The 26,426-nt window shown below is 45.2% G+C and carries 29 protein-coding genes; 14 read left to right on the top strand and 15 right to left on the bottom strand.

Annotated features, from left to right (window positions below; genetic code table 11):
* Positions 1–6 precede the first annotated feature (6 nt).
* Together BN1080_RS06210 and BN1080_RS06205 are read left to right on the top strand one after the other, a co-directional pair.
* Positions 7–210 carry a YlaI family protein gene (locus BN1080_RS06210; protein WP_052651060.1) on the top strand — a complete coding sequence of 68 codons (204 nt, stop codon included), beginning with the start codon at positions 7–9 and terminating at the stop codon, positions 208–210.
* A complete protein-coding gene (locus BN1080_RS06205) occupies positions 210–659 on the top strand; it encodes a hypothetical protein (RefSeq protein WP_052651059.1) in 450 nt (149 codons plus the stop codon). Before BN1080_RS06210 ends, BN1080_RS06205 begins: the two co-directional genes overlap by 1 nt.
* On the opposite strand, the gene BN1080_RS06200 is transcribed toward BN1080_RS06205, so the two are convergent.
* A complete protein-coding gene (locus BN1080_RS06200; RefSeq protein WP_052651058.1) occupies positions 653–982 on the bottom strand; it encodes a YlaH-like family protein in 330 nt (109 codons plus the stop codon). The genes BN1080_RS06205 and BN1080_RS06200 overlap by 7 nt on opposite strands.
* 27 nt (positions 983–1,009) lie before the next feature.
* A complete protein-coding gene (gene typA / locus BN1080_RS06195) occupies positions 1,010–2,857 on the bottom strand; it encodes a translational GTPase TypA (RefSeq protein WP_052651057.1) in 1,848 nt (615 codons plus the stop codon).
* A 110-nt stretch (positions 2,858–2,967) separates the two neighbouring features.
* On the opposite strand from typA, the gene BN1080_RS06190 reads away from it, so the two are divergent.
* Positions 2,968–3,153, top strand: a complete 186-nt coding sequence (locus BN1080_RS06190; RefSeq protein ID WP_052651056.1) for a YlaF family protein — start codon at positions 2,968–2,970, stop codon at positions 3,151–3,153.
* Positions 3,154–3,269: 116 nt separating this feature from the next.
* On the opposite strand, the gene BN1080_RS06185 is transcribed toward BN1080_RS06190, so the two are convergent.
* Positions 3,270–4,061, bottom strand: a complete 792-nt coding sequence (locus BN1080_RS06185) for an inositol monophosphatase family protein (protein ID WP_052651055.1) — start codon at positions 4,059–4,061, stop codon at positions 3,270–3,272.
* Positions 4,062–4,146: 85 nt separating this feature from the next.
* The gene (locus tag BN1080_RS06180; protein ID WP_052651054.1) at positions 4,147–4,341 is read right to left on the bottom strand and encodes a hypothetical protein; all 195 of its coding nucleotides are present in this window, start codon (positions 4,339–4,341) and stop codon (positions 4,147–4,149) included.
* Positions 4,342–4,499: 158 nt separating this feature from the next.
* Here BN1080_RS06180 and BN1080_RS06175 point away from each other — a divergent pair, with 158 nt between their 5' ends.
* Entirely contained in the window at positions 4,500–5,138 is a 639-nt protein-coding gene (locus tag BN1080_RS06175) for a YktB family protein (protein ID WP_052651053.1), read from the top strand.
* A 13-nt stretch (positions 5,139–5,151) separates the two neighbouring features.
* Here the strand turns inward: BN1080_RS06175 and BN1080_RS06170 are convergent, their stop codons facing one another.
* Together BN1080_RS06170 and BN1080_RS06165 are read right to left on the bottom strand one after the other, a co-directional pair.
* The gene (locus tag BN1080_RS06170; RefSeq protein ID WP_052651052.1) at positions 5,152–5,427 is read right to left on the bottom strand and encodes a UPF0223 family protein; all 276 of its coding nucleotides are present in this window, start codon (positions 5,425–5,427) and stop codon (positions 5,152–5,154) included.
* Positions 5,428–5,447: 20 nt separating this feature from the next.
* Complete coding sequence (locus tag BN1080_RS06165) at positions 5,448–6,413, bottom strand: NAD(P)H-dependent flavin oxidoreductase (RefSeq protein ID WP_052651051.1); 966 nt, start codon at positions 6,411–6,413, stop codon at positions 5,448–5,450.
* 132 nt (positions 6,414–6,545) lie between these two features.
* Between BN1080_RS06165 and BN1080_RS06160 the strand changes: the two genes are divergently transcribed.
* Positions 6,546–8,015 (top strand): aminotransferase class I/II-fold pyridoxal phosphate-dependent enzyme, encoded by a 1,470-nt coding sequence (locus BN1080_RS06160; RefSeq protein WP_052651050.1) that lies wholly within the window; start codon positions 6,546–6,548, stop codon positions 8,013–8,015.
* Between the two features lie 452 nt (positions 8,016–8,467).
* Here BN1080_RS06160 and BN1080_RS06155 read toward each other — a convergent pair whose 3' ends face one another.
* The 6 genes from BN1080_RS06155 to BN1080_RS06130 form a co-directional block, all read right to left on the bottom strand.
* On the bottom strand, positions 8,468–9,325 hold the full coding sequence (locus BN1080_RS06155; protein WP_052654437.1) for a polysaccharide deacetylase family protein: 858 nt from the start codon (positions 9,323–9,325) through the stop codon (positions 8,468–8,470).
* 86 nt (positions 9,326–9,411) lie between these two features.
* A complete protein-coding gene (gene lpdA / locus BN1080_RS06150; protein WP_052651049.1) occupies positions 9,412–10,821 on the bottom strand; it encodes a dihydrolipoyl dehydrogenase in 1,410 nt (469 codons plus the stop codon).
* Positions 10,822–10,826: 5 nt separating this feature from the next.
* Positions 10,827–12,197 carry a dihydrolipoamide acetyltransferase family protein gene (locus tag BN1080_RS06145; RefSeq protein WP_052651048.1) on the bottom strand — a complete coding sequence of 457 codons (1,371 nt, stop codon included), beginning with the start codon at positions 12,195–12,197 and terminating at the stop codon, positions 10,827–10,829.
* A gap of 28 nt (positions 12,198–12,225) precedes the next feature.
* Positions 12,226–13,203, bottom strand: coding sequence for an alpha-ketoacid dehydrogenase subunit beta (locus tag BN1080_RS06140; protein ID WP_052651047.1), 978 nt, complete (start codon positions 13,201–13,203; stop codon positions 12,226–12,228).
* 3 nt (positions 13,204–13,206) lie between these two features.
* Positions 13,207–14,319 carry a pyruvate dehydrogenase (acetyl-transferring) E1 component subunit alpha gene (gene pdhA / locus BN1080_RS06135; protein WP_052651046.1) on the bottom strand — a complete coding sequence of 371 codons (1,113 nt, stop codon included), beginning with the start codon at positions 14,317–14,319 and terminating at the stop codon, positions 13,207–13,209.
* 299 nt (positions 14,320–14,618) lie between these two features.
* Positions 14,619–15,263, bottom strand: a complete 645-nt coding sequence (locus BN1080_RS06130) for a YkyA family protein (RefSeq protein ID WP_052651045.1) — start codon at positions 15,261–15,263, stop codon at positions 14,619–14,621.
* A 342-nt stretch (positions 15,264–15,605) separates the two neighbouring features.
* Here BN1080_RS06130 and def point away from each other — a divergent pair, with 342 nt between their 5' ends.
* Positions 15,606–16,172 carry a peptide deformylase gene (gene def, locus BN1080_RS06125; RefSeq protein WP_052651044.1) on the top strand — a complete coding sequence of 189 codons (567 nt, stop codon included), beginning with the start codon at positions 15,606–15,608 and terminating at the stop codon, positions 16,170–16,172.
* 29 nt (positions 16,173–16,201) lie between these two features.
* Here the strand turns inward: def and BN1080_RS06120 are convergent, their stop codons facing one another.
* A complete protein-coding gene (locus tag BN1080_RS06120) occupies positions 16,202–16,972 on the bottom strand; it encodes a Cof-type HAD-IIB family hydrolase (protein WP_052651043.1) in 771 nt (256 codons plus the stop codon).
* Positions 16,973–17,256: 284 nt separating this feature from the next.
* On the opposite strand from BN1080_RS06120, the gene BN1080_RS06115 reads away from it, so the two are divergent.
* Positions 17,257–17,469: a DNA-dependent RNA polymerase subunit epsilon gene (locus BN1080_RS06115; protein ID WP_052651042.1), complete on the top strand. Its 213-nt coding sequence runs from the start codon at positions 17,257–17,259 to the stop codon at positions 17,467–17,469.
* 2 nt (positions 17,470–17,471) lie between these two features.
* Positions 17,472–19,139 carry a ribonuclease J1 gene (gene rnjA / locus BN1080_RS06110; protein WP_052651041.1) on the top strand — a complete coding sequence of 556 codons (1,668 nt, stop codon included), beginning with the start codon at positions 17,472–17,474 and terminating at the stop codon, positions 19,137–19,139.
* A 209-nt stretch (positions 19,140–19,348) separates the two neighbouring features.
* Here rnjA and BN1080_RS06105 read toward each other — a convergent pair whose 3' ends face one another.
* Positions 19,349–20,008 (bottom strand): potassium channel family protein, encoded by a 660-nt coding sequence (locus tag BN1080_RS06105; protein WP_052651040.1) that lies wholly within the window; start codon positions 20,006–20,008, stop codon positions 19,349–19,351.
* An 86-nt stretch (positions 20,009–20,094) separates the two neighbouring features.
* Positions 20,095–20,388 carry a hypothetical protein gene (locus tag BN1080_RS06100; RefSeq protein ID WP_052651039.1) on the bottom strand — a complete coding sequence of 98 codons (294 nt, stop codon included), beginning with the start codon at positions 20,386–20,388 and terminating at the stop codon, positions 20,095–20,097.
* Between the two features lie 299 nt (positions 20,389–20,687).
* Between BN1080_RS06100 and BN1080_RS06095 the strand changes: the two genes are divergently transcribed.
* The 6 genes from BN1080_RS06095 (at position 20,688) to BN1080_RS06070 (ending at position 26,326) form a co-directional block, all read left to right on the top strand.
* Complete coding sequence (locus BN1080_RS06095; protein ID WP_052651038.1) at positions 20,688–21,230, top strand: helix-turn-helix domain-containing protein; 543 nt, start codon at positions 20,688–20,690, stop codon at positions 21,228–21,230.
* Positions 21,231–21,247: 17 nt separating this feature from the next.
* Positions 21,248–22,351, top strand: a complete 1,104-nt coding sequence (locus BN1080_RS06090) for an ABC transporter ATP-binding protein (RefSeq protein ID WP_052651037.1) — start codon at positions 21,248–21,250, stop codon at positions 22,349–22,351.
* Positions 22,341–23,165, top strand: a complete 825-nt coding sequence (locus tag BN1080_RS06085) for an ABC transporter permease (RefSeq protein ID WP_052651036.1) — start codon at positions 22,341–22,343, stop codon at positions 23,163–23,165. The genes BN1080_RS06090 and BN1080_RS06085 overlap by 11 nt, the downstream gene beginning before the upstream one ends.
* The gene (locus BN1080_RS06080) at positions 23,149–23,949 is read left to right on the top strand and encodes an ABC transporter permease (protein ID WP_052651035.1); all 801 of its coding nucleotides are present in this window, start codon (positions 23,149–23,151) and stop codon (positions 23,947–23,949) included. The genes BN1080_RS06085 and BN1080_RS06080 overlap by 17 nt, the downstream gene beginning before the upstream one ends.
* 1 nt (position 23,950) lies before the next feature.
* Positions 23,951–25,027 (top strand): ABC transporter substrate-binding protein, encoded by a 1,077-nt coding sequence (locus BN1080_RS06075; protein WP_052651034.1) that lies wholly within the window; start codon positions 23,951–23,953, stop codon positions 25,025–25,027.
* Between the two features lie 108 nt (positions 25,028–25,135).
* The gene (locus BN1080_RS06070) at positions 25,136–26,326 is read left to right on the top strand and encodes an MFS transporter (RefSeq protein WP_052651033.1); all 1,191 of its coding nucleotides are present in this window, start codon (positions 25,136–25,138) and stop codon (positions 26,324–26,326) included.
* The last annotated feature ends 100 nt before the right edge of the window (positions 26,327–26,426 follow it).

Genomic DNA, 26,426 nt, shown 5'->3' with positions numbered 1-26,426 from the left:
TGGAATATGCGAGTCCAATGTGTAATCTGCGATAAAATGGAAGAATTGGTCGATGATACGCTGGAGGCAAAACGCCTGCGCAACCGGCCCATCCATACCCATATGTGCAAGGAATGCCATGACCGGATATCCGAGAGAACGAAAGAACGGCTCGCAACGGGGGCGTTCCATTTTTACCGGAGTTCCCGCCAAATTGAGGATGACTTCTGATGAAGGCACTAAAAGGCATATGGATCGGCTTTTGGAGCGGGCTGCTTCTCGGGCTGCTCTTGAAGTGGATTCAGAAGGTCACAGGCGAACAAGTATACACGTTATTATTAAATGTTGATTTCATCCCGGTCATTGGAAAGGTCAACTGGTCGGAGCCGGTGGAATTCACTTTTCATCTGGCCATCTCCCTGTTAATCGCCATTGTCTATGTATATTTGGCGAAACGCCGTCCTTATACCTTTGGCCAATTGACCTTGCTGAGCCTGTTTTTGTGTATTCCGACTTTTATCCTCTTTTTCCCTTTGTCTTCTTTGGCCGTTCGAACCGATGTGCCGGCCCTTACCGATATGGGCGCCTACCTTTACTGGATATTGGCGCATTTGACTTATGCCCTTGCGCTTCCCATTCTTTATAAAACATTTGAACGCAAAAACGCTGCATCTCAATGAGATGCAGCGTTTTCGCGTTTTTCACGCCATAGGCGGATTTTGTAGAGAATCAAAATCAACGCAGCAATGACTAATCCTTCTACTACCGGAAGGAAGAAGGCCAAGAACGTTAAGCCTAATCCCCCGACAAAAAGGAAGATGCCGATTACCACATTTTTTCCGATAGGTAGTTTTTTTGCAAATCCTAGCTTATAAACGAAAGCCGACAGCAAGAAGATGACTGCAAAAAGTGCATATCCCGCAACTGTAAAATTCGGCAGATTTTCATATAAAACTCGGGCTACGGGATACATTCTGTCATAGACAAAAGCTTGCTCGTCCACAGATTATACATCCTTCCTATAAATCAATTATTCTTCGATCGCAACTTTCTTTTTCTTAGCCATGCGCTCGCGTTCGTTTTTATCTAGAATTTTTTTGCGCAAACGGATGTTTTGCGGCGTGATTTCGCAGTACTCGTCATCCGCCAAATATTCAAGCGCTTCTTCAAGACTCATTAAGCGAGCTTTTTTCAAAGTAGTTGTCTGGTCTTTGTTTGCTGAACGGATGTTTGTCGCAGCTTTAATTTTGACGATGTTCACTGTCAAATCGCTGTCGCGGTTATGTTCGCCGACAATCATGCCTTCATAAATTTCCGCGCCGACTTCAACAAAAGCCGTACCGCGGTCTTCAATGCCAGTTAGGCCATAAGTTGAAACTTTTCCGCGTTCCATAGAAACCAATACCCCTTGACGGCGTCCGCCGACACGTCCTGAAACCACTGGCTGGTAGCTGTCGAACGTATGGTTGATGATTCCGTATCCACGCGTTTGAGTCAAGAACTCAGTCGTGTAGCCGATCAAGCCGCGCGCTGGTACGTTGAATACCAAACGGACTTGGCCGTTTCCGTTGTTGACCATATCAAGCATTTCGCCTTTGCGTTCACCAAGCGATTCGATGATTGATCCTGTATACTCTTCCGGTACGTCGACTTGAACTCGCTCAACCGGCTCACAGCGAACGCCGTCCACCATTTTAACGATAACTTCAGGTTTTGATACTTGAAGCTCGAAGCCTTCACGGCGCATGTTTTCGATTAAGATGGATAAATGCAATTCCCCGCGTCCTGATACGATCCAAGCGTCTGGCGAATCTGTCGGGTCAACGCGCAACGATACGTCCGTTTGCAATTGAGCATCTAAACGTTCCTGGATTTTTCTTGATGTAATCCATTTACCTTCTTTACCGGCAAACGGGCTGTTGTTTACTAGGAAAGTCATTTGCAATGTCGGCTCATCAATGCGAAGGACCGGCAATGCTTCCTGATGGTCTGCCGGGCAGACTGTTTCTCCAACGTTGATATCTTCCATACCAGAGATGGCAATTAGATCGCCAGCTTCTGCTTTTTCAATTTCAACGCGTTTAAGGCCCATAAACCCGTGCATTTTCGTTACACGGAAGTTTTTGACGCTGCCGTCCAGTTTCATCAAGGCAACAGATTGGCCGACTTCGATCGTTCCGCGGAAAACGCGGCCGATTCCGATACGTCCAACATAGTCACTGTAATCAAGAAGTGCTACTTGGAATTGAAGTGGCTCATCTCTGTTATCGATTGGCGCTGGCACATGTTCCATGATTGCATCATAAATAACCTGCATATTTTCTTCTTGATCTGCAGGATCTGATGAAAGACTTGCAGTACCGTTCATACCTGAGGCGAAAACTACTGGGAATTCCAATTGTTCGTCATTAGCTTCAAGTTCGATGAACAATTCGATGACTTCGTCAACCACTTCTTCCGGACGAGCGAAATCACGGTCAATTTTGTTGACAACGACGATCGGCTTCAAATTCTGCTCAAGAGCTTTTTTCAAAACGAAGCGTGTTTGCGGCATACAGCCTTCATATGCGTCAACTACCAACAAAACACCATCAACCATTTTCATGATCCGTTCAACTTCGCCGCCGAAGTCAGCGTGTCCCGGTGTATCCAAGATGTTGATTTTAGCATCTTTATATTGAATCGCAGTGTTCTTCGCAAGAATAGTAATCCCGCGTTCTCTCTCGATATCGTTAGAGTCCATAGCACGTTCTTCAACGTGTTCGTTTGAACGGAAGATTCCGGATTGTTGTAGCAGCTGATCCACTAGAGTTGTTTTACCATGGTCAACGTGGGCAATAATAGCAATGTTTCTTAAATCGTTACGTAAGTTCGTCATACTTTCACTCCAATATTCTTTTTTCATGTCCATAACTGTGTTAGTATAGCACATGTAGGGGAAAAACCCTAAGATTTTATTTCGACTATAGGCGGCAGGAGGAAAAAAGATTGAAAAATATAAAATGGATTTTCGTATTCTATTCGTTTGCAGCTCTTGTATGCATGGCCGCAATCGGTGTTGCCGTGGGCTTCCGCAGCATTCCAGGAATTCTTTTTGCAATCATATTGCTTTGTGCAGTCATGGGAATGGGCTTTAAAAAGAAAAAAGAGATGCGGGAAGCTGGATTGCTGTAAATCCCCTCCCCTTAAATCTTCGCGCAATAAAGGAGTTGGCTCTGGAGAAAATCCAAAGCAACTCCTTTTTTTATTTCCTTTGGCCAGTGTCGGGTCTCACCGGAAGCCATTCCGCTTTACTTGAGGCGGATGTATTCCGACAATATACGATGATGGATCGATGGATTGGCTACAATAAACGTATCTTGCTTCATCAGATTGGCGGGCTCTCCCTTGAAATTGGAAGTGACAGCTCCGACTTCTTCGGCAATCACTTTTCCGCCTGCTATATCCCAAGGCGATAAGCGCATCGAAATGTAGGCGTCCATTCGGCCGCTCGCGACATAGGCAAGCTCAAGCGCAGCAGATCCGTAAGATCTTGTGCCTCTGACATGCTGGACTAAACGGATGGTGGCTTCATGGTCAATATAGCGGTTTGGCGTAATCCACGTGGCATTGATGCCGACAATCGATTCTTCGATGGAAGTATCGAACAAAGGCCGCAGCCGTTCATCATTGTAATAAGCACCGCCTCCTTGGATTCCATGGTACAAGTCATCATTTACCACATCGTATATGTATCCCAATTTGCCGATTCCATTCTCATAAATCCCTAACGAAATGGCGAAATTTCTTTTTTGATGCACAAAATTCATCGTGCCATCAATTGGGTCGAGCATCCAAACAACGCCGTCCAGATCTTCGAACGTATCTCCAAACCCTTCTTCCCCCAATATGCGGTGACCGGGAAAATCACGCCGAATGCGGCTAATGAAAAATTGTTCGATTTCTTTATCGATATTCGTTACCAGGTCATTTGCATCTGATTTCGTTTCAATGGTGATATCCACTAAAAATGAATTTCTGATGCGGTGGCCCGCTTCTTTAATTAGCGATTTAATATAAGTGTCCATGCTGTGCAAATCCAAGTTATTGCCTCCCTTTTTCCCTTCATTATAACGAAAAAGGCACTTACTGTCTTATCTCAGTAAATGCCCTTATATAATCAGTTTATTAAAGCGCATGAAGTGCCTCCAACTCTACATGTATTTCTTGAAGACGCTTTTTGCTTTTATCTTTTTGGTGTTCATCTTTTTGCTTCATAGCATCGAACAAAGAAGCAAGTTCGTAATCAAGTTCCAATTTCAAAACATGGATGTATTCTTTTTCTACTTCGGCTTTGCGAATGATTTGAATCATCTGTTTCATACTAAGCACCCCTTTCTCTCCACTTTTCGATAATTCAGTTTAATAATATGATTATTAGACCAATACCCCTTTAGCAGCTCAGGAAAACTTATTTATATTCTTTCTTCCCAAAGTTCGTTAAAATGAAACCTATGATTGCTATTTAAGGAGGAAAATAAGTGGAAACTTTTTGGACCCAACAAGACTTCGAAGTATTTGAAACGCCAGGCTTGGAACAGCGGATGGAACTGCTGGTTTCGAGGGTGCGCCCGAAATTTGAACAGCTGGGCACTGTATACTCAGCATTCTTTTCCGGAAAATCCGGCGAAGAGTTTTTCCCTCACGTCGCAAAGCATATGCGCCGTACGGTCAATCCGCCAAATGACAGCTGGGTAGCATTCGCTCCACACAAAAGAGGATACAAGGCTGTGCCCCATTTCCAAATCGGCTTATGGGAAAGCCATGTTTTTATTATCTTAGCCGTTATTTACGAAGCCCCTAACAAAAAAGCGATGGCGGAAGAATTGCTGGCATCTGACGTGCTTTCTTCACTTCCGAAAGATTTTATGCTTTCCGGCGACCACATGAAACCGGAAGCCCAGCCGCTTGCAGATTTGGAAGAGGCAGGCGTTGAAAAACTCGTGACAAGGCTTCGCGATGTGAAAAAAGGCGAACTGGTTATCGGACGCCATATTTCAAGAGACGACGCTGCGGCTATGTCGCCTGAAGATTTTCATGCTTTTGCCGAAAGAACATTTACCGAATTATTGCCGGTCTATGACACGATGCTACAAAAAATAAAAATTCCGCAGTGCTAAGCTGCGGAATTTTTTATTTCTTCATTTTAATGATGTCTTCGTCGCTTCGCACTTTCATTTCTTTGATGACCGGAAAACTGGCATAGCCGCTTTCTTCTTCGAACTCGCGGAAATACGTTTTCTCTTCCGCTATCGACGGCACGATTTCTTTGAACCGGCGGTATTTTGCCATTAGGCTTTTCCGTTTGACTCCTTTCTCGTAGGCAAGTTCGATTGCTTCGAAAAAGGCAACGACATCCACAATTTCTTCCGTAGTCCAATCAATTGAAAAAGGGTATGAATAATCCATTTTACTTCCTCACTTTCGTGTCATGATGGCCATGACCATTTTTTCCGAATTTCTGTAGCTTGCGCTACCATTCGGTCGATTAATTCCTGTACAGAAGGCACGTCCTTGATCAGTCCGGTAACTTGTCCGGCCCAGCCAAATCCTTCTTCCTGCTTTCCTTCATATATATATTTCTTGTTGGCTTCTCCACTAACATAGTCTTTGATTGCTTCATAGCTCGGCTGTTCCGCTTCAATCTCCAAAATCCTGTCGGTCCAGCCATTTCTTAGCGTCCGGGCTGGGCTGCTGATGCTTCTTTTAATGATGACCGTGTCTTGCTCAGAACTTGCGATTAATGCGTTCTTATAGACAACCGAGGCGTGGACGCATTCTTTCGTCGCGATAAAGCGCGTTCCCATTTCGATCCCTTCTGCCCCAAGCGCATGGGCGGCCATCCAGCCGCGGCCGTCTCCAATGCCTCCGGATGCAATGACGGGAATGGAGACAGCATCCACCACTTGCGGGATGAGCACCATCGTCCCGATATCGTCTCTCCCTAAATGCCCGCCGCCTTCATGTCCGACCACCATCACGGCATCGGCTCCAAGCTCTTCCGCTTTTTCCGCCTGTCTTCTGGCTGCTACCAGCACGAGCTTTTTAATCGGCGTTCCTTCCAGCTGCTTGAAGATTGGCGTCGGATTTCCGCCAGTCATCGAAACGACCGGAACGTTTTCATCAATCGCCACTTGAAGCATATGGGAAAATTCACGGCCGTGGTCACCGATTGCAAAGTTGACGCCGAAAGGCTGGTCTGTCAATTCGCGGACTTTGCAGATTTCCTCTCTTAATTGTTCTGGCGTTGCAAGGCTCATCGCCGTGATTTGCCCAAGTCCTCCTGCATTTGATACGGCTGCAGCGAGGTCTGCATAGGCAAGATAAGCAAGGCCGCCTTGAACGATCGGCAGACGGATCCCGAGTAGTTCTGTTATTCTTGTTTGAAACTGCATGAAATCATTCCCTCCTCTGTCTTTATGTTATTCGGCAGGCAAAAACAATTTCCTTTTATTTTTATAGTATAGCGTTAATCAACATGCTATAATTCTTTTTGTTTTCATTTTTATAAAGCGAGGTGGCCCTTTGTGTCTCAATTAGAAACTCCGTTATTCGATGCGCTTCTTAAGCATCGCAACCGGCACCCCATTCAATTCCATATTCCTGGCCATAAAAAAGGCCAAGGCGTCGACCCGGCTTTTCGGGAATTTGTCGGCGATAATGTTTTATCGATAGACTTGATCAATATCGCCCCTTTGGATGATTTGCATTCGCCAAAAGGTGCGATTAAAGAAGCGCAGGAATTAGCTGCTAAAGCATTCGGCGCAGACCATACATTTTTCTCTGTCCAAGGCACGAGCGGGGCGATCATGACGATGATTTTAAGTATTGTTGGACCAAACGATAAAATCCTAGTGCCGCGCAACGTCCACAAATCGATTATGTCGGCAATTGTTTTCGCCGGCGCGATTCCGATTTTCATCCACCCCGAAGTGGATCCGGAACTTGGAATTTCACATGGCATTTCGGCAGAAGCGGTTGAAAAAGCATTGAATGAATATCCGGACGCAAAAGCGGTCCTTGTCATCAACCCAACCTATTTCGGCGTCGCAGCTGATTTAAAGCGGATTGTGGATATCGCCCATGAGCGCGAGATACCGGTTTTGGTAGACGAAGCACACGGTGTCCATATCCATTTCCATAAATCGTTGCCGATTTCCGCGATGGAAGCAGGTGCTGATATGGCAGCGACTTCGGTCCATAAACTCGGCGGTTCCATGACGCAAAGTTCGGTGCTGAATGTCCGCGAAGGCCTGGTTTCTGCCAAGCGCGTTCAGTCGACGCTTTCCATGCTGACCACGACTTCGACGTCCTACCCGATTCTGGCGTCCCTGGATACTGCCCGCAGACAGCTGGCAATCCACGGTTTTGATTTGATCGACCACGCCATTCGCTTAGCGCAGGATGCACGAAAGCGAATCAATAAAATTCCACATCTCCATTGCGTAGGAAAAGAGATTTTAAACAGCTCCGCCACCTACGATATGGATCCGACGAAATTATTGATCAGCGTGAAAAATCTTGGCATCACCGGCCACCAGGCAGAAGAATGGCTGCGTGAAAATGCCAATATCGAAATCGAATTGTCGGATCTTTATAACATTCTATGCTTGGTGACTCTTGGAGACAGCCGAAAAGAATTGAACCTCCTGATCAATGCCTTGCAAAGAATGAGCGAGGCTTTCGAAAGCGACGCCGCAATCATCGAACCGGTCGTTCTCTTGCCGGACATCCCGCGCCTTGCTATGACGCCGAGAGATGCTTTTTACGCGACCACAGAAGTTATCTCGATTGAAGAAGCCGTAGGCAGAATTTCAGCTGAGTTCATCATGGTTTATCCTCCCGGCATCCCGATTTTTATTCCCGGTGAGATCATTACGCAGGAAAACATCGAGTATATCGATATGAACATCAAAGCCGGCTTGCCGGTACAAGGGCCCGAAGACGATACGCTGAAAATGCTGCGGGTCATAAAAGAACAGCAGGCGATCCGGTAATAGGAAAAGCGGAAGCAGCCGTTTAGATCCGAAAGGCATAAGACGGGCTGGCGCAGCGGCGGTTTTCAGCCGCTTAGCTAGAACGGCTTATGACCCGAGGATCTGGCTGTTGGAGTCTGGACAAAGAAAAGCGGAAGCGCCCGGTAAGCCCCGACAAGCGCTGGAGGGCTTTCAGGCTATGGCGTTCTTTGCCATTGCCTGAAAGACCGAAGCGTCTCGAGGGGCTGGGCGCTGGAGTCTGGACAGAGAAAAGCGGAAGCGCCCGGTAAGCCCCGACAAGCGCTGGAGGGCTTTCAGGCTATGGCGTTCTTTGCCATTGCCTGAAAGACCGAAGCGTCTCGAGGGGCTGGGCGCTGGAGTCTGGACAGAGAAAAGCGGAAACAGCCGTTTAGGTCTGACAGGCAAAAGAATAGAAAAAAGTCCGGAAGCTAAAAGCTCCGGACTTTTTTTACTTAAGGCTGAAGTTCGATTTCATGCGGATCGACAAACGTGTAGCCTTTAGCTTTTAGACCTTCTACAATCCCCGGAAGGGCTGCGGCCGTCCATTCCCGGTCATGCATCAGCAAGTTTGAACCATTGCGTAGAAACTCTGTATTGATCATGATATCCGTTAGAGCCGCTGGGTCCATATACTGTTTTTCCCAATCGTAGCCATAGGACCAATTCATCAACATCATACCTTCTTGTTGCACCAGGGCACGGCTGAAGTCCGTATTGGCTCCATGTGGTGCACGGAAGAATTTCGGCTTTTCGCCGATTACTTGTTCAACTGTTTCATTAACAGCTAAAATCTCTTCTTTTTGCTGTTCATCGGAAATCGTCGTTAAATTCGGATGGGTCTGGGTATGGTTGCCGATCGCAAAGCCCATGTCATGAATTTTTTTCAAATTCTCTTTTTCTTCGTCACTATCCAAAAAATGGCCGTTGACAAAGAAAATAGCCGGTACTCCTAACTCTTTCAATGTAGTCGCCATTTCCACCGCATGCTTGTCGGGTGCATCATCAATGGTCAGCAATACCGCTTCTGCCGGAGCATCTGCAATCGGCTCCACTCCCCAAGTAGCAGGATTTAAGCGATATTGAGGTTCTGGTTCTGCCTCTACTTCTTCTTTTTCAATTTCTTCTTGCTCCGCTTCTTCTGCTTGTCCACTTTCTTCTTCATTTGCATTTTCAGTTTCCGCAGGCGTTTCTTCTGCCTGTTCTTCTACTGGCGCTGTTTCTTTTTCATCGACCGTTTCAGCCTGTTCATCGCTGCACGCTGCAAGCAGCGAAATACCAACTGTCAGTATTAACCATTTCATATGTACCATATCACTATCACCCTTTCGGTGCCATTCTATCATGAATAAAGGCATAAAAAAAGAAACCCGCATGAAAATGCGGATTTCTTCTTTCATTATTTAATGATATGGATTGGAGTTCCAAGTGCCACTTCTGCAGCTTCCATTGTAATTTCAGCCAATGTTGGGTGAGCGTGAATCGTCATTGCGATGTCTTCGACTGTCATACCCGCTTCAATAGCAAGGCCTAATTCAGCGATCATATCAGACGCACCAGCACCAACGATGTGAGCACCAAGCAATAAACCATCTGATTTGCGTGAAACGAGTTTCACGAAACCTTCAGATGCATTAAGTGCAAGTGCACGGCCATTAGCTCCGAATGGGAATTTAGCAGCAGCCGCTTCAAATCCTTGTTCTTTTGCCTGCTCTTCAGTTAAGCCGACGCTTGCAAGTTCAGGATCTGTAAAGCAGACCGCAGGAATTGCCAAGTAATCCACTTCTGATTTTTCTCCAGCAATCGCTTCTGCAGCGACTTTGCCTTCATAAGATGCTTTATGAGCAAGTTGAAGGCCAGGTACAACGTCTCCGATTGCATAGAAGTTAGGGATGTTTGTACGGCATTGTTTGTCGACTTCGATCAGACCGCGTTCAGACATTTTCACGCCGACTTCTTCAAGTCCCATTTCATCTGTGTTCGGACGGCGGCCAACTGTTACCAATACGTAATCCGCTTCAACGGTTTTTTCTTCCCCGCCAGCTTCGTATTTTACAGTAACGCCGTTTTCAGTTTCTTCTACACCTTTAGCAGATGCTTTTGTGATAACTTCAACGCCTTTTTTCTTCAAGCCTTTTTTAACGATAGCCGTCATTTGCTTTTCGAATCCAGCTAAGATATCAGGGGCACCTTCAAGGATAGTTACTTCAGATCCAAGGTTTGCATAAGCAGTTCCAAGTTCAGTTCCGATATATCCCCCGCCGATAACGACAAGTTTTTTAGGAACTTCTTGAAGTGCTAGAGCACCTGTTGAGTTGATGACGCGTTTAGAGAATTTGAAAGTTGGAATTTCCACTGGGCGAGATCCTGTCGCAATGATTACATTTTTAAAAGTGTAAGTTTGCGAAGACTTTTCGTCCATCACACGTACTGAATTTTCATCTACGAAATAAGCTTCACCGCGAACGATTTCAACTTTATTTCCTTTTAGAAGCGATTCAACACCGCCAGTCAATTTTTTCACAACGCCGTTTTTGAAAGCCTGCGCTTTTTCAAAGTTAATGGATACTTCTTTTGCGACAATACCCATATCATCTGAATGCTGAGCTTCTTCAAAACGGTGACCCACTGAGATTAGAGCTTTCGAAGGGATACAGCCGACGTTCAAGCAAACGCCTCCGATATATTCTTTCTCAACGATTGTTACTTTTTGGCCAGTTTGCGCTGCGCGGATAGCTGCTACATATCCCCCAGGGCCTGAGCCGATGACGAGCGTATCTGTTTCGATTGGAAAATCTCCTACTACCATAATTTTTACGCCTCCATTAATAATAATTCAGGTTCGCTTAATAAGCGTTTGATGTGATTCAATGCGTGTTGCGCTGTTGCTCCATCAATCATGCGATGATCGAAGCTCAATGATAATGCTAACACAGGTGCAGCAACAATTTCACCATTTTTAATTACAGGCTTCTCAGCGATGCGGCCGATTCCAAGAATTGCCACTTCAGGGTGGTTAATGACTGGAGTGAACCATTGGCCGCCGGCAGAACCGATATTCGTGATTGAGCACGATGCGCCTTTCATCTCAGCAGCAGTCAGTTTGCCTTCACGCGCTTTTGTTGCAAGTCCATTGATTTCATCAGAAATGGAGAATACGGATTTACGGTCTGCATTTTTAATGACAGGAACCATTAAGCCTTTCTCAGTATCTGCTGCGATTCCGATGTTGAAATAGTGTTTTTGGATGATTTCGCTTGTTTCATCATCGAAAGATGTATTCAATGCCGGGAATTCACGCAATGTGCTCACTAAAGCTTTAACGACATAAGGCAAGTAAGTCAGCTTGATTTCTTTTTCAGCTGCAATATCTTTGAACTTTTTGCGGTGTGCTACTAGTTCGGTAACGTCCACTTCGTCCATTAATGTAACGTGAGGAGCCGTATGTTTTGAATGCACCATCGCTTTTGCAATCGCTTTGCGGATGCCTGACATCTTCTCGCGCGTTTCCGGGAAGTCGCCTTCGGGAACAGCCGGCGCTTTTGGAGCTGCTGTTTCTTTAGCTGATTCTTTTTCAACCGCTTCTGCTTCAGGAGCAGTTTCAGCTGCCGCTTGCTCTTGCCCGCCGCTCAAGAACGATTCGATATCTTCTTTCAAGATGCGGCCATTATTGCCTGATCCTGAAACTTGTGTGATATCGACGTCTTTTTCTCTTGCAAATTTACGGACTGAAGGCATCGCGATCACGCGTGCATTCGGATCAGCTGGCGTTTTTGCCTGAGGCTGTTCGCCGGCTCCCGTTTCCGCATTTTTAGGCGCTTCTTCTTTTACGGGTTCTTTATCAACATTCTGGGCAGATTCAGCTGTTCCAGCCTGAACTTGCTCTTCTGTTTCTTCTTTGCTTTCAGAAGGGGCTGCATCTCCGCTTCCTTCGTTATCTGAAGCATCGTCGCTTTCGATCCGGACCAGCACGTCACCAACAACTGCTACTGTTCCCTCTTCAACGATGATCTCTTTGATTGTTCCTGATACAGGTGAAGGCATTTCGACAACTGCTTTGTCGTTTTGCACTTCAAACATGATGTCATCTTCTTCGATTCGATCTCCTGCTTTTACGAACCATTTTACGATTTCACCTTCATGGATACCTTCTCCGATATCCGGTAAACGAAATTCAAAAGCCATTAGTTTCACCCTTTCTTTTCTAAACGAATTAGAACGTTAACACTTTCTTAGCTGTTTCTATTATATCCTTCGAGTTTGGAAGCCAAACTTGTTCAGCTTGTGAGAATGGGAAAATGGAATCTGGAGCTGCTACGCGAAGTACAGGAGCTTCTAAGCTCAAAATCGCACGATCCATGATTTCAGCTACAACGTTTGCAGCAATACCTGCTTGTTTTTGGGCTTCTTGGACAACCATTGCGCGTCCAGTCTTTTCTACTGAAGCGACAATCGTTTCAATATCCAAAGGCTGGATCGTACGAAGGTCGATTACTTCTGCAGAATAGCCTTCTTTTTCAAGTTCTTCAGCTGCTTTCAAACTTTCTTGCACCATTGCACCGTATGCAATAATCGTCAAATCTTTGCCTTCGCGTTTGATATCCGCTTTCCCTAAAGGAATTGTGTAAGCTTCTTCCGGAACTTCCTGGCGGCCTGAGCGATATAATTTCAAATGCTCAAGGAAAATAACCGGGTCGTTGTCGCGGATTGCAGAAATTAACAAACCTTTTGCATCATACGGAGTTGACGGCACAACCACTTTTAAACCTGGCTGTGAAGTCATCAGCAATTCTAGAGAGTCTGCGTGCATTTCAGGTGTGTGAACACCACCGCCGAAAGGTGAACGCAGCGTAATTGGTGCATTTAAGCTACCGCCGCTGCGGAAGCGCATACGAGCCATTTGGCCGCTGATTGAATCCATTACTTCATAAACAAACCCGAAAAATTGGATTTCCGGAACCGGACGGAAACCTTGCAGCGCAAGACCGATAGCTAGGCCGCCGATCCCTGACTCAGCTAGAGGCGTATCGAATACACGGTCTTCACCGAATTCTTTTTGCAATCCTTCTGTTGCACGGAAAACACCGCCGTTATTTCCTACGTCTTCCCCGAAAACAAGCACATTTTCATCGTTTTGCATCTCTGTTTTCAGAGCGTCGGTAATTGCTTGAACCATCGTCATTTGTGCCATCGCTTACTTCGACTCCTTTGCTTTGTAGATATCAAGTTGCTCTTGGACGTTGAATGGAACCTCTTCATACATGATTTCCAATAGGTTAGTAACCGTCTGTTTTGGAGCACTATCGGCTTTTTTAACTGCCGCTTTAATTTCTTCTTTAGCTTTTTCAATTACTTCGTTTTCTTTTTCTTCATTCCAAATGCCTTTCGCTTCTAAATATTTACGGAAGCGGATAAGCGGATCTTTCTTTTCCCACTCGCTGTCTGTGTCAGAAGTACGGTAGCGAGTCGGGTCATCGCCAGCCATTGTATGCGGGCCATAACGGTAGCAAAGCGTTTCGATCAAGGTCGGACCTTCGCCTCTGATAGCGCGTTCGCGTGCATCGCGTGTTACAGAATAAACTGCTAATGGATCCATTCCGTCAACCAGGACGCCTGGGATTCCGGCAGCTACAGCTTTTTGTGCAATTGTTTTTGCAGAAGTCTGCAATTCACGAGGTGTAGAAATCGCATATTGGTTGTTCTGTACAAAGAAGATGGCAGGCGCACGGAATGAACCGGCAAAGTTGATGCCTTCGTAGAAATCTCCTTGCGAAGAACCGCCGTCGCCTGTGTAAGTGACAGCAACTGCTTCTTTTTTGCGTTTTTGCATACCTAATGCTACACCTGCAGCCTGGATGTACTGTGCCCCGATAATGATTTGCGGCGGCAAGATGTTTAAGCCTTCAGGCATTTGGTTCCCCATGAAATGTCCACGCGAGAACAAGAATGCTTGGTGCAATGGCCAACCATGCCAGATCAATTGCGGAACATCACGATAGCCCGGCAAGATGAAATCTTCTTTTTTAAGGGCAAAATGAGATGCTAATTGAGACGCTTCCTGTCCAGCGGTCGGAGCGTAGAAACCTAAACGGCCTTGGCGGTTCAATGAAATTGAACGCTGATCCAAAATACGTGTATAAACCATGCGGCTCATTAGTTCCTGTAATTCCTCATCGGATAACTTTGGATCTGCCTGTTCGTTGACGATTTCACCTTCTTCGTTCAGAACCTGGACCATTTCAAACTTTTCTTCGATTGCGTGCAGTGTTTCCACTGGATCAAATTGCTGTGATTTTTTCGCAGCCATAAAAGCAACTCTCCTTTTATCTGTATTAAGATTTCTTTATTGATATAGTAATACAATTGCACATTCCTTTTCAGTATACGTTACTTGAATTGCATGGTCAATCATTGCGAACCGTTAGTTATCAAGCCTATCCTATAGAAGGAAATGCTTTGCGCTTAAAAACTGTACTACCGTTTCCAATAGCCCTGTATTATATCACAGGAAGAGTTAATCCTTCCTTTTATAGGACAGAAAAAGAGCTGCCCAAGTCTATAAGGCAGCTCTTTTCGTCTCTCTATTTAGGGTTTCTAAGCATTTCTTCATTTCTCTTCTTTTTCAAGCTCTTCAATCACATTGTCTTTCATCTCATTGAACTGTTCGGTCCGTTCATTGAAAACTGCCACAGTTTCTTGGACCGCTGTGTTTTTCTCATTTACTTCCATCGCTTTTTCCTGCAAAGCTTGAAGTTCTGTTTCTTCGTTCAGGAGCATATCGTAAAGCTCTTTTTGAAGGGCTGTCAGTTCTTCATAAGCTTCTGCAAAATCCGCATGCGCTTCGAAGCGTTCCTGCATTTTCGTTTTCAGCTCCGTTAAATCCGTTTTCAGCGAATCTTCATCGGTTTCTTCGATTACCGTGTCAATTGCCTTAAATTCTTCTTCGGCATTCTGCATCGATTCGTTTTCATTTTTCAGGAGTTCTAAACGCTGATCAGCCGATTCCATCGCCTCCTGCGCTTGGCTGCTTACTTCTTCTTGCTGCTCCTGAGTCAAGCCCATAATGGACTCGAATAATTGCTGTTCGTTCTTTTCCAGCTTTTCCATTTCACTTTGCGTATCCCGGTACTCTTTTTCAGCAGAAAATGTGTCTTGTAATACATTATCCAATTGTTCACCGGCGTTTTGCCCTGAACAAGCACTTAGCAATAAAGCACTCGAAAAAATCGTTGCCATAAAAACTTTTTTCACAAAAAAACCTCCTTATTACATAAATTAACTATAATATTCGTGATAGAAAAGCGCAAGTAGCCGTGTAAGTTCGACGGGCATAAGACGGATTGCCGAAGCGGCGTATTCTGCCGCACAGGTGAGACGGCTTAAGTCCCGAGAACTTGGCTGCTGGAGTCTGGACAATGGAAAAGCGCAAGCGCCCGGAGAGCGCCGGCAGGCTTAAAACAGAGCAGGCAAATTTTTAGCCTATAAAATAGGAGCAAACGCAAATTCACGGGCAGTGTTGCTTTTTTCTTTCCGGCTTTCCCGTTCGTGCGTTATACTTAAGTGTAATGTGTCAGTACGAAAGGATGAATACACTTGATACTCATGAAAGATATAATCCGCGAAGGCCATCCTACGCTCCGTCAACGTTCGGAAGAAGTAAGCTTTCCGCTTTCCGAAGAAGACCGTAAACTTGCCGAGGACCTTTTGCAATATGTCATTAATAGCCAAGACGATGAAATGATCGAAAAATATGATCTGCGCCCAGGTGTTGGGATTGCAGCTCCTCAAGTCAACCAGGCGAAACGGATTTTCGCGCTGCATTTTGATGAAACAAGCGGCGAAAATCTAAGCTTGATTGCCATCAATCCTAAAATCGTCAGCCATTCTGTCGAAAAAGCTTATTTGACTGCTGGCGAAGGCTGTTTATCCGTAGACCGCGCTATTCCGGGATATGTTCCCCGCCATGCCCGCATCACCATCAAAGCTTTCAATCTAGAAGGCGAAGAATACAAAATGCGTTTAAAAGGGCTGCCGGCTATTGCTTTCCAGCATGAGCTCGATCATTTGAATGGCGTTATGTTCTTTGACCACATCAATCCTAAAAACCCGTTTGCCGAAATTGAAAATGCCATGCCAATAGGAAGAGACTCGGATGAATAATCCGAGCCTCTTTTTTTTGCTTATTCTATTTAAATTAGCTTCAAATGTTTGAATGCATTGGCGAGCCCGTCTTCATCCACATGATCCGTTACATGGGTTGCGCGCTTTTTCGTTTCTTCATGGCCGTTTGCCATCGCTACGCTAATGCCTGCCTTCTCCATCATCTGCAAATCATTCAAGCCGTCGCCAAAAGCAATTGTGTCTTCGAGGGTGTGGCCGGTTGCGCGGATTAAATGTTCAATGCCGCTCGCTTTTGTTCCGCCTTTCGGCAAGATGTCGCATGACACGCGGTGCCAACGGACAAATTGCATTTCCTTGAATGTATCATGATATTGCTGCTCTTCGTCTTCCTCACAAAAAACAAGCGCCTGGTAAATGTCATGGTCTTTATGAAAATCTTCCACCATTTCAGGATGAGGGAATTTTAAAGTTTTGATGCTTTCATCGATATCAGGATGGTAGTCAATGGATGAAACCATTTTTTTCTCATTCATGAAAACAATCGGGTGCGCGCGCTTTTCTGCAAATTCAACAATCGATGACAAAAGATCTGTATCTAGCGCTTCCCTGTGGATGCACTCATCTTCATGGACAATGTATTGGCCATTAAAAGTAATATATGTACGAATGCCCGTTTCTTTTAAAACTTTATTAATCATAAAAGGAGCCCGTCCGGTAGCGATAGCCAAATCATGTCCGTTTTCTTTCGCCTGGATCAATGCAGCTTTTGCACTTTCCGGAATTTCTTTTTTCGAATTCATCAATGTTCCATCAATATCCAATAACAATAATTTACTCATGCATCATTCTCCTATCAATTTTTTATTATAAAACAGCCCTCAATCTTTACATTTATCTGAAAATACAGTATAATGCACTTAAGGAGTGAGATAGCCATGCTGAAACTGAAACGTATGAAAAGAAGACTTCTCAGACAGCTAAACGGCATTATGAACAAAAAGAAAATCGCATAATCGGTTTAGCCCTTCTTAATAAATAAGGAGGGCTATTCTTTATTTTAAAACACGGTCATGATAATATAAAGAAAGTGAATTTAATTGAACGTGCAAAAGGAGAGCAAATTATGATTTTTAAAGTATTGTATCAAGAAAACCGTGCAGAGGTCCCAGTTCGCGAAAACACCAAGAGCCTCTACGTAGAAGCATCATCCGAGCGAGAAGTAAGATTCCACTTGAAAGACCGCAACTATAACATCGAATTTATCCAGCTGCTTGAAGGAAGCCATTTGGAATACGAACAAGCCAGCGAAAATTTCGAAGTTGAGAGCTTGGACTGACTATGAAATTTGTTAAGAATGATCAAACAGCTGTATTCGCACTCGGCGGACTAGGCGAAATCGGCAAAAATACGTATGGTGTCCAGTTCCAGGATGAAATCATTCTGATCGATGCGGGCATCAAATTTCCGGAAGACGATTTGCTCGGAATCGATTATGTTATTCCGGATTATACTTATCTCGTAAAAAACGCAGACAAAATCAAAGGCTTGTTCGTGACACACGGACATGAAGACCATATCGGCGGAATCCCTTACCTCTTGAAAAAGATCAACATTCCGGTCTATGGCGGCAAACTGGCTTTAGGCTTGCTGCGCAAGAAATTAGAAGAACATGGTTTGCTTCGCCAAACTAAAATGATTGAAATCGAAGAGGAAGATGTCATCAAATTCCGGAAAACTTCAGTCAGTTTCTTCCGTACGACCCACAGTATACCAGATGCTTTCGGAGTCGTCGTCAAAACGCCTCCCGGCAACATCGTCCATACTGGAGATTTCAAGTTCGATTTCACGCCGGTAGGCGAACCTGCCAACTTGTTGAAAATGGCTCAAATCGGAAGCGAAGGCGTGCTATGCCTGCTTTCTGATAGTACAAATGCTGAAGTTCCCGACTTCACGATGTCTGAACGCAAAGTCGGCGAGTCCATCAAGGACATTATGAGAAAAGTGGATGGCCGCTTAATTTTTGCAACATTCGCATCTAATATTTATCGCCTTCAGCAAGTGACAGACGAAGCTGTGGCTCAAGGCCGCAAAATTGCGGTATTCGGCCGAAGCATGGACAACGCGATAACAATCGGCCGTGAACTTGGCTATATTACCGCACCAGAAGATGCTTTCGTAGATACGCAAACATTGAACCGCCTGCCTGCCAATGAAGTGCTGATTCTATGTACAGGTTCCCAAGGCGAGCCGATGGCAGCTCTTTCAAGAATTGCCAACGGGACGCATCGTCAAATCCAGATCCAGCCGAATGATACGGTCGTTTTCTCGTCTTCCCCGATTCCGGGCAATACGAGCAGCGTCAACCGGACGATCAATTTGCTGTTCCGCGCCGGAGCAGATGTGATCCACGGCTCATTGAACAACGTCCATACTTCTGGACACGGTTCACAGCCGGAAAACAAATTGATGCTTCGTTTGATCAAACCAAAATTCTTTATGCCGATCCACGGCGAACACCGCATGCAAAAAATCCATGCCCAGTTAGCCGTGGATTGCGATGTGCCGCTGGAAAACACGTTCATCATGGAAAACGGCGATGTCTTGGCACTTAGCCAAAATGAAGCTTCTGTTGCCGGACGCATTCCTGCCGGAGATGTTTACATCGACGGAAGCGGCATCGGCGACATCGGCAATATCGTTCTACGCGACCGCCGTGTGCTTTCTGAAGAAGGATTGGTCATCGTTGTAGTCAGCGTTGATATGAAGAAAAACAAAATGGTATCCGGTCCGGACATCATCTCGCGCGGATTTGTCTACATGCGTGAATCCGGAACGATGATCTACGAGGCTCAGCAAATGCTGAACCGCCATTTAAACAAAAAGATCCATGGCAAAAACACTGAATGGGCTGAGCTGAAAAGCGATATCTCAGACGTGTTGGGGCCGTACCTATATGAAAAAACAAAACGCCGCCCAATGATCTTGCCGATCATCATGGAAGTCTAGAAAAGCGGAACCACCTGTTCAGCCCCGACAATCGCTGGAGGTTTTGAAGGCAATGGCATTCTTTGCCATTATCGGCAAGACCGAAGCGTCTCGTGGGGCTAGGTGCTGCAGACTGGACATCAGAAAAAAATTTCAACTATCATCAACTAAAAAAGCGTTCGTGTCAGGAATTCCTGACGCGAACGCTTTTTTTCTATTATCCTCCGTTTTCAGTTGAGGACTTTCTTTTCAAATCGGTTGATATCCGCATCCGACCCGATAATGATCAATACGTCGGCCAATTCGATTTCCATATCGGCCTGCGGCGATACTAAGATTTGGCCTTCTCTTTTAATGGCGACGATATTAATGCCGTATTTTGCGCGTATGTCTAAACCGATCAACGTTCGCCCTGCGAGCTTTTCATTGGCTTGGATCTCGGCAATGGAATGCTCATCCGATAACTCTAAGTAATCCAACACATTATTGGATAACATATTATGGGCGATTCGAATCCCCATATCCCGTTCCGGATGAACGACGTGATCCGCCCCTATTTTGTTCAACACTTTCGCATGATAGTCGTTTTGGGCTTTAACGGTGATCTTTTTGACGCCTATTTCTTTTAGCATTAATGTCGTAAGGATGCTCGCTTGGATATTTTCACCGATGGCGACAATGACATGTTCAAAATTGCGGATGCCGAGAGATTTAAGTACCGCTTCATCTGTCGTATCAGCGACAACTGCCTGCGTCGCGATGCTCGCAAATTCATCAACCCGTTCAGTATCTTTATCAATTGCCATTACATCTGCATCTTGTTCAATCAGTTCGCGGACGATGCTTCCACCGAATCGCCCAAGGCCGATGACTACAAATTCTTTCTTCATATACATCCCCCAAATTCTTTTATAGCCATTAGTTTAGCATATTCCCATCCAAAAATAGCGCTTAAAAAAAATAAACCCCCACTATGTCAGCGGGGATCCAATGGCCGTTTCGGCCGTTTTTCGCAGTATTCACAATGGATGTCGCTGCATTTTTCTTCACGCCACTCATTGCAGCTCGAGCAATAGCTTGCGTCGAATTCGTCGTCGAAAGTCAAAGCAGACAAACACGTATGGCAATAAGTATGGACATCCATCCAATTGATAAATTGTTTATTCGCTACTAGGTAAAGACCTTGCTGGTCCTGTTTATAATTCATGATTGAAGATTTTTGGACAATACGGTTTTTAGGGTCCAGGAAAAAATTCATTTTGCCGTTCAAATTGATCACTCCCGAAAGATAGGTTACACATGGTCATCTTTTAATTATCATATCATCATATTTCAAAGTTAAAAGTGTTTTCTTTGCGTATTCACGTTTTACTCCATTTCTTTATAATAATAAAGTTTTGCGGTAAAAAGCAATGTTTAAGAAAAATTTCTTTTAAATTATTTATTATACTTGAAAAACGAACGGGTTTTTGTATAATGATAATTGCTGTTAGTAAACTTAAAGTATATTTTTAATAAACTTAATTTATTCAAAGTTTACTATTACTATATAAAACGAGGTGAAGCTGCGTGCAAATCGGAATGAAAATAAAGCGGCTGCGGCTAAAAAATGGATTGACGCAGGAAGAACTCGGCGAGCGGACAGATTTGAGCAAAGGCTTCATCTCCCAGTTGGAGCGGGATATGAATTCCCCTTCGATTGAAACGCTATTTTCGCTGCTGGAAGTTCTCGGCACGACGCCGAAGGAATTTTTTGATGACTCCGATAAAGAAGTGAAAGTTGTTTATACACCAAGTGACCATACAATCCACACGGACACGGAATCCGGCTATGAAATTGATTGGCTCATCACCACTTCCAATGAAAAGGAAATGGAGCCTGTCTATCTGACACTGGAAGAGAATGGGCAATTCAAACACTTTGAACCTTCCCTTGCCGAAACCTTCATTTATGTGCTTGAAGGCCGGGTACGCCTCGTCCTTGGAGACAACGAGTATCTTGCAAGTGCTGGAGATTCCCTTTATTATGAAGCTTCTGACCATCATCAGCTTATTAATGCCCATTCTGGAAAATCAGAAATGATCATTGTTGCCACACAATCATATTTGTAAATTTGGAGGGATACCTATTGGATACATCAATTATTCGTTTTGAAAATGTTTCGCAAATCTATGACGGGGCTGGCCCTGTCTTGAACGATGTCAGCTTTGAACTTGAAAAAGGAAAATTCTATACCCTTCTCGGCCCTTCCGGCTGCGGTAAAACGACGATCCTGCGTTTGATCGCCGGGTTTATTACACCGACCAAAGGCGATGTCTATATTGAAGGAAAAAAAGTCAATAACATTCCCGCCAACGAACGCCAAGTAAACACAGTATTCCAGGATTATGCCCTCTTTCCCCACCTTAACGTATTTGAGAATGTGGCTTTCGGGCTCCGCATCAAAAAGTTAAAAAAAGCGGAAGTTGAACGCCGTGTGAAAGAAGCTTTGGAATTCGTGAACTTAAAAGGATATGAAAATCGGGAAATCAGTGAAATGTCCGGCGGGCAGCGCCAACGCGTCGCGATTGCGCGGGCGATTGTCAATGACCCGGAAGTGATTTTGCTTGATGAACCCCTCTCTGCGCTGGATCTGAAATTGCGGACCGAAATGCAGTACGAATTGCGTGAACTTCAGCAGCGCCTTGGCAAAACCTTTATTTTCGTCACACATGACCAGGAAGAAGCACTTGCCATGTCGGATGAAATTTTCGTTATGAAAGCCGGCGAGATCCAGCAAAGCGGTACGCCGATGGACATTTACGATGAGCCGATCAACCGATTCGTGGCGGATTTTATCGGCGAATCCAATATCGTCGCAGGTGAAATGATCGAAGACTACCGTGTCCGTTTTGCCAATAAAGAATTTGAGTGCGTCGACCAAGGGTTAAATCCCAATGAACAGGTTGAAATCGTCATTCGTCCGGAAGACCTTGAAATCACTTCCGTAAGCCAAGGAAAAATGGCCGTCACAGTCGATACCCAGCTATTCCGCGGCGTTCACTTTGAAATTTCCACTATTGATGAAGTCGGGAACGAATGGCTTGTACACTCCACCAAGAAAGCGGAAGTCGGCTCCCTGATCGGCTTGGATTTTGATCCGGAAGCCATTCACGTTATGCGCTTGAACGAATCCGAAGAAGCGTTTGATGCACGTCTCGAATCATATGGAGCAGAAGCCGATGAAAAGTAAAGGAGCACGCAGTTTCTATCTGATCCCCTATTATATTTGGATTGCGCTGTTTGTCATCGCGCCGATTGCATTGGTCGTCTATTACTCGTTCTTTGACCTGCAAGGAAATTTAACGCTCGAGAACTACCAGAATTTCTTTTCATCCGTCTATCTGCGGCTGACGCTGAGCTCGTTCTGGTATGCATTTCTGGTGACCTTCTTTTCGATTCTGATTGCTTACCCGACTGCCTACTGGCTGACGAAAACAAAGCATAAGCAATTGTGGCTGCTGCTGATCATTATCCCTTCATGGATCAATTTACTCTTGAAGACCTACGCCTTTATCGGAATCTTCGGCTTGTACGGCCCGGCCAATAAATTCTTGGCAGCCATCGGCATTGGCGAGCAGCAAATCCTGTTCACGGATTTCAGTTTCATTTTCGTATCGGTTTACATTTTTATTCCGTTCATGATTTTGCCGATCTTCAATTCCTTGGATAAATTGAATCCGGCGCTGATGGATGCATCACGTGACCTTGGCGCCTCATCCTGGATGACATTCAGAAAAGTGATTTTCCCGTTGACCATCAACGGCGTAAAATCCGGCGTCCAAGCCGTTTTCATCCCAGCGCTGTCGCTATTTGTCATTACGCGTTTGATCGCGGGCAATAAAGTCATCACGCTCGGTACAGCCATTGAACAGCAATTCCTGGTGACGCAAAACTGGGGGATGGGTTCAACGATTGCGGTGTTTTTAATACTCTTCATGATCATCATTATGATGCTGACCGGGCAGCGGGAAAAAGGAGGCTCTGCAAATGGGAAAACTAAGTAAAAAAGCAAAAGTCTATTTGGCAGTTGTCTTCTTTATCTTATATGCACCAATTTTTTACTTGATCTTTTATTCATTCAATAGCGGCGGAACGATGTCGAGCTTCGACGGGTTTACGATGGAACATTATGCAGCAGTCTTTAACGACACGCGGCTGCTCATCATTTTGATGAATACGGTCATCATCGCTTTGCTGTCGTCATTGATTTCAACAGCGATTGGTGTTCTTGGGGCCATTGGCATTGTGTTCTTGCGAAATCGTAAAATGCGCAATGCGGTGCTGTCGCTGAACAATATTCTGATTGTCAGCCCGGACGTCATTATCGGTGCATCGTTCCTAATCCTGTTTACAATGATCGGCGTTAAGCTCGGATTCGCTTCTGTCCTGATTTCACATATCGCCTTCAGCATTCCAATCGTCGTCATCATGGTCTTGCCGAAACTGCAGGAAATGAGCAGCACGTTAATTGACGCTGCAGCAGATCTGGGTGCTACGAAACGCGATATTTTGACGCGGGTGATAATTCCCTACATCAAGCCGGGGATTTTCGCAGGATTCTTTTTAGCGTTGACCTATTCATTGGATGACTTTGCGGTTACGTTCTTTGTTACAGGAAACGGATTCTCAACGCTTTCCGTTGAAATCTATTCGATGGCGCGTGCCGGAATCACATTGACGATCAATGCACTTTCCACCTTGATCTTTGTGGTAACACTCGGCCTTGTTGTCGGCTATTACTTCTTTAACCAACGGGCACGGAATAGCATCGGAACAGGAGGCCATTAAGATGAAAAGCATAATTCAAGCTACAGTCGCGATTCTGGTCGCTTCTGCCCTGCTTCTTTACGGCGTATCCGTCCTTGAGAAAAGTTCCGCAACCACTGGCGGAGGATCGATTACCGTCTACAACTGGGGCGAATACATCGACCCGGAATTGGTCCAGCAATTTGAAGATGAAACCAATATCAATGTCGTGTACGAAACCTTCGATTCAAATGAAGCGATGATGACAAAAATCGAGCAAGGCGGTACGTCTTACGATGTCGCAATGCCTTCGGAATATGCCATTGAAAAAATGAAGGAAAATGATTTATTGATCCCGATCGATCACGAAAAAATTCCGAACTTAAAAAACATCGATCCGTATTTCCTTGACCTTCCTTTTGATCCGGGCAATGAATATTCCATCCCTTATTTCTGGGGAACTGTCGGTATCGCTTATAATCCGACTTTGCTGGAAGGCCAAACGTTCGAAAGCTGGGATGATTTATGGGACCCTACGCTGAAACAGGAAGTTATTCTAGTGGACAGTGCACGTGAAATTATCGGAATGGGGTTGAACAGCCTTGGCTACTCCCTGAACTCGACAGATGTTTCAGAGCTCCGGGAAGCCACGGATAAACTGAAAACGCTCGGCCCGAACACAAAAGCCATTATCGGGGATGAAATCGTCGAAATGATGCGGCGCGAAGAAGCGGCTGTTGCTTTGACGTGGTCCGGACAAGCGGCAGATATGATGTGGATCAACGAAAACATCGATTATTCAGTGCCGGAGGAAGGCTCAAACTTATGGTTTGACAATATGGTCATTCCGAAGACTTCCAGCAATGTAGAAGGCGCCCATGCATTCATCAATTTCATGCTGGGAGCGGAAACGGCTGCCCAAAATGCAGATTATGTCGGGTATTCCACACCGAACCAAGCAGCGATTGAAATCATGGATCCGGAAGTGACAGGTGACGAGCGCTTCTATCCGCCTGAAGAACTTCGGGAACACCTGGAAGTGTACGAAAACTTAGGGCTGGAAATGCTCGGCATCTACAATGAATTATTTTTGGAATTCAAAATGGATATGGAAAATTAACAGGCAGCCAGCTGCCTGTTTTTTCTTTTGGCAAAAGGGTATGGTATTGAGTATCTTTGTGATAAAATTTAGGAACACGAAATATATACAGTGAAAGAAGGATACGCTATGGCCGCTAAATCAAATAAATTCGCGTTGTATGTATTGATGTTCAATATGTTTATCGCAATGAGCGGCATCGGCCTCATCATCCCGATCATGCCGGAATACCTGGCCACGTTCGGTGTCGCAGGCCAAGCACTTGGTACATTAATCGCCACTTTCGCTCTTGCCCAATTTCTTTTCTCCCCTTTATCCGGGCAATTGTCCGATAAATACGGACGCAAAAAGCTGATCATTGTCGGTTTGATCATTTTTGGGCTTTCGCAGCTTGTCTTCGGACTCGCTTCGGATTTATGGATCCTGTACTTGGCACGTTTCTTTAGTGGCTTGGGAGCGGCTTTCCTGATTCCTCCGATGATGGCTTTCGTTGCCGATATCACCACTTTCGAAGAACGCGGCAAAGGCATGGGCCTTCTTGGTGCATCCATGTCGCTCGGCTTTATGGTCGGACCCGGCTTTGGGGGATTCCTGGCTGAAGTCAGCCTGCAATTTCCATTTTATGTGGCCACAACCGTCGCGTTACTTGCAGCAGTCATTTCCTTTATCGCATTGCCGAACGTCGCACCGACGATTCCAGCGGCTCCAGCAAAATCGGAGAACCTCTTGCAGCAATTAAAAAGTTCGACCACAACTCCCTACTTCGTCATGCTATTGGTCATGCTGATTTTCGCTTTCGGATTGGCCAACTTCCAATCGACGATCGCTCTATATGTCGACAAGAAATACCAATTCACTCCGAAGGAAATTGCGGTCTTGATCACCATCGGCGGATTTGTCGGCGTCATCGTTCAAACTTTTGTCATCAATAAATTATTCAAGCGCTTCGGTGAAATGAAAGTCATCCTCGTCAACTTGCTCGTTTCTGCTGGAGCGATGATAGGGATTCTTTTTGTCAACACGTTTTGGACGATTCTTTTAGTCGCAGCTGTCTTCTTTACAGCGGCCTCGCTGCTGCGCCCGGCCATCAACACCTTGATATCAAAGCTTGCCGGGAATGAGCAAGGATTTGCCGCTGGCATGAACAATGCGTATATGAGCCTCGGGAACATGTTCGGGCCTGCGATGGCAGGAATTCTCTTTGATATCGACATGAGCTTCCCTTATATTTTCGGAACAGCTATTTTGATTACGTGCTTCTTTATTGCAAGCAACTGGTCAGCGAAAAAACAGCAGCTGCTCGCAACAAGCAGAAGCTAAGAAAAGCGGAAGCGCCCGTATAGATTCGAAAGGCGTAAGACAATCTGGCGAAGCGGCATCTTTTCAGCCGCATAGCCAGAGTGGCTTATGTCCCGAGAAT

It is taken from the genome of Planococcus massiliensis (assembly GCF_000821325.1).
Classification (GTDB): Bacteria; Bacillota; Bacilli; order Bacillales_A; family Planococcaceae; genus Planococcus; species Planococcus ruber.
The sequence above is the reverse complement of the archived record's forward strand: the minus strand, read 5'-3'. Positions and strand labels throughout refer to the sequence as shown.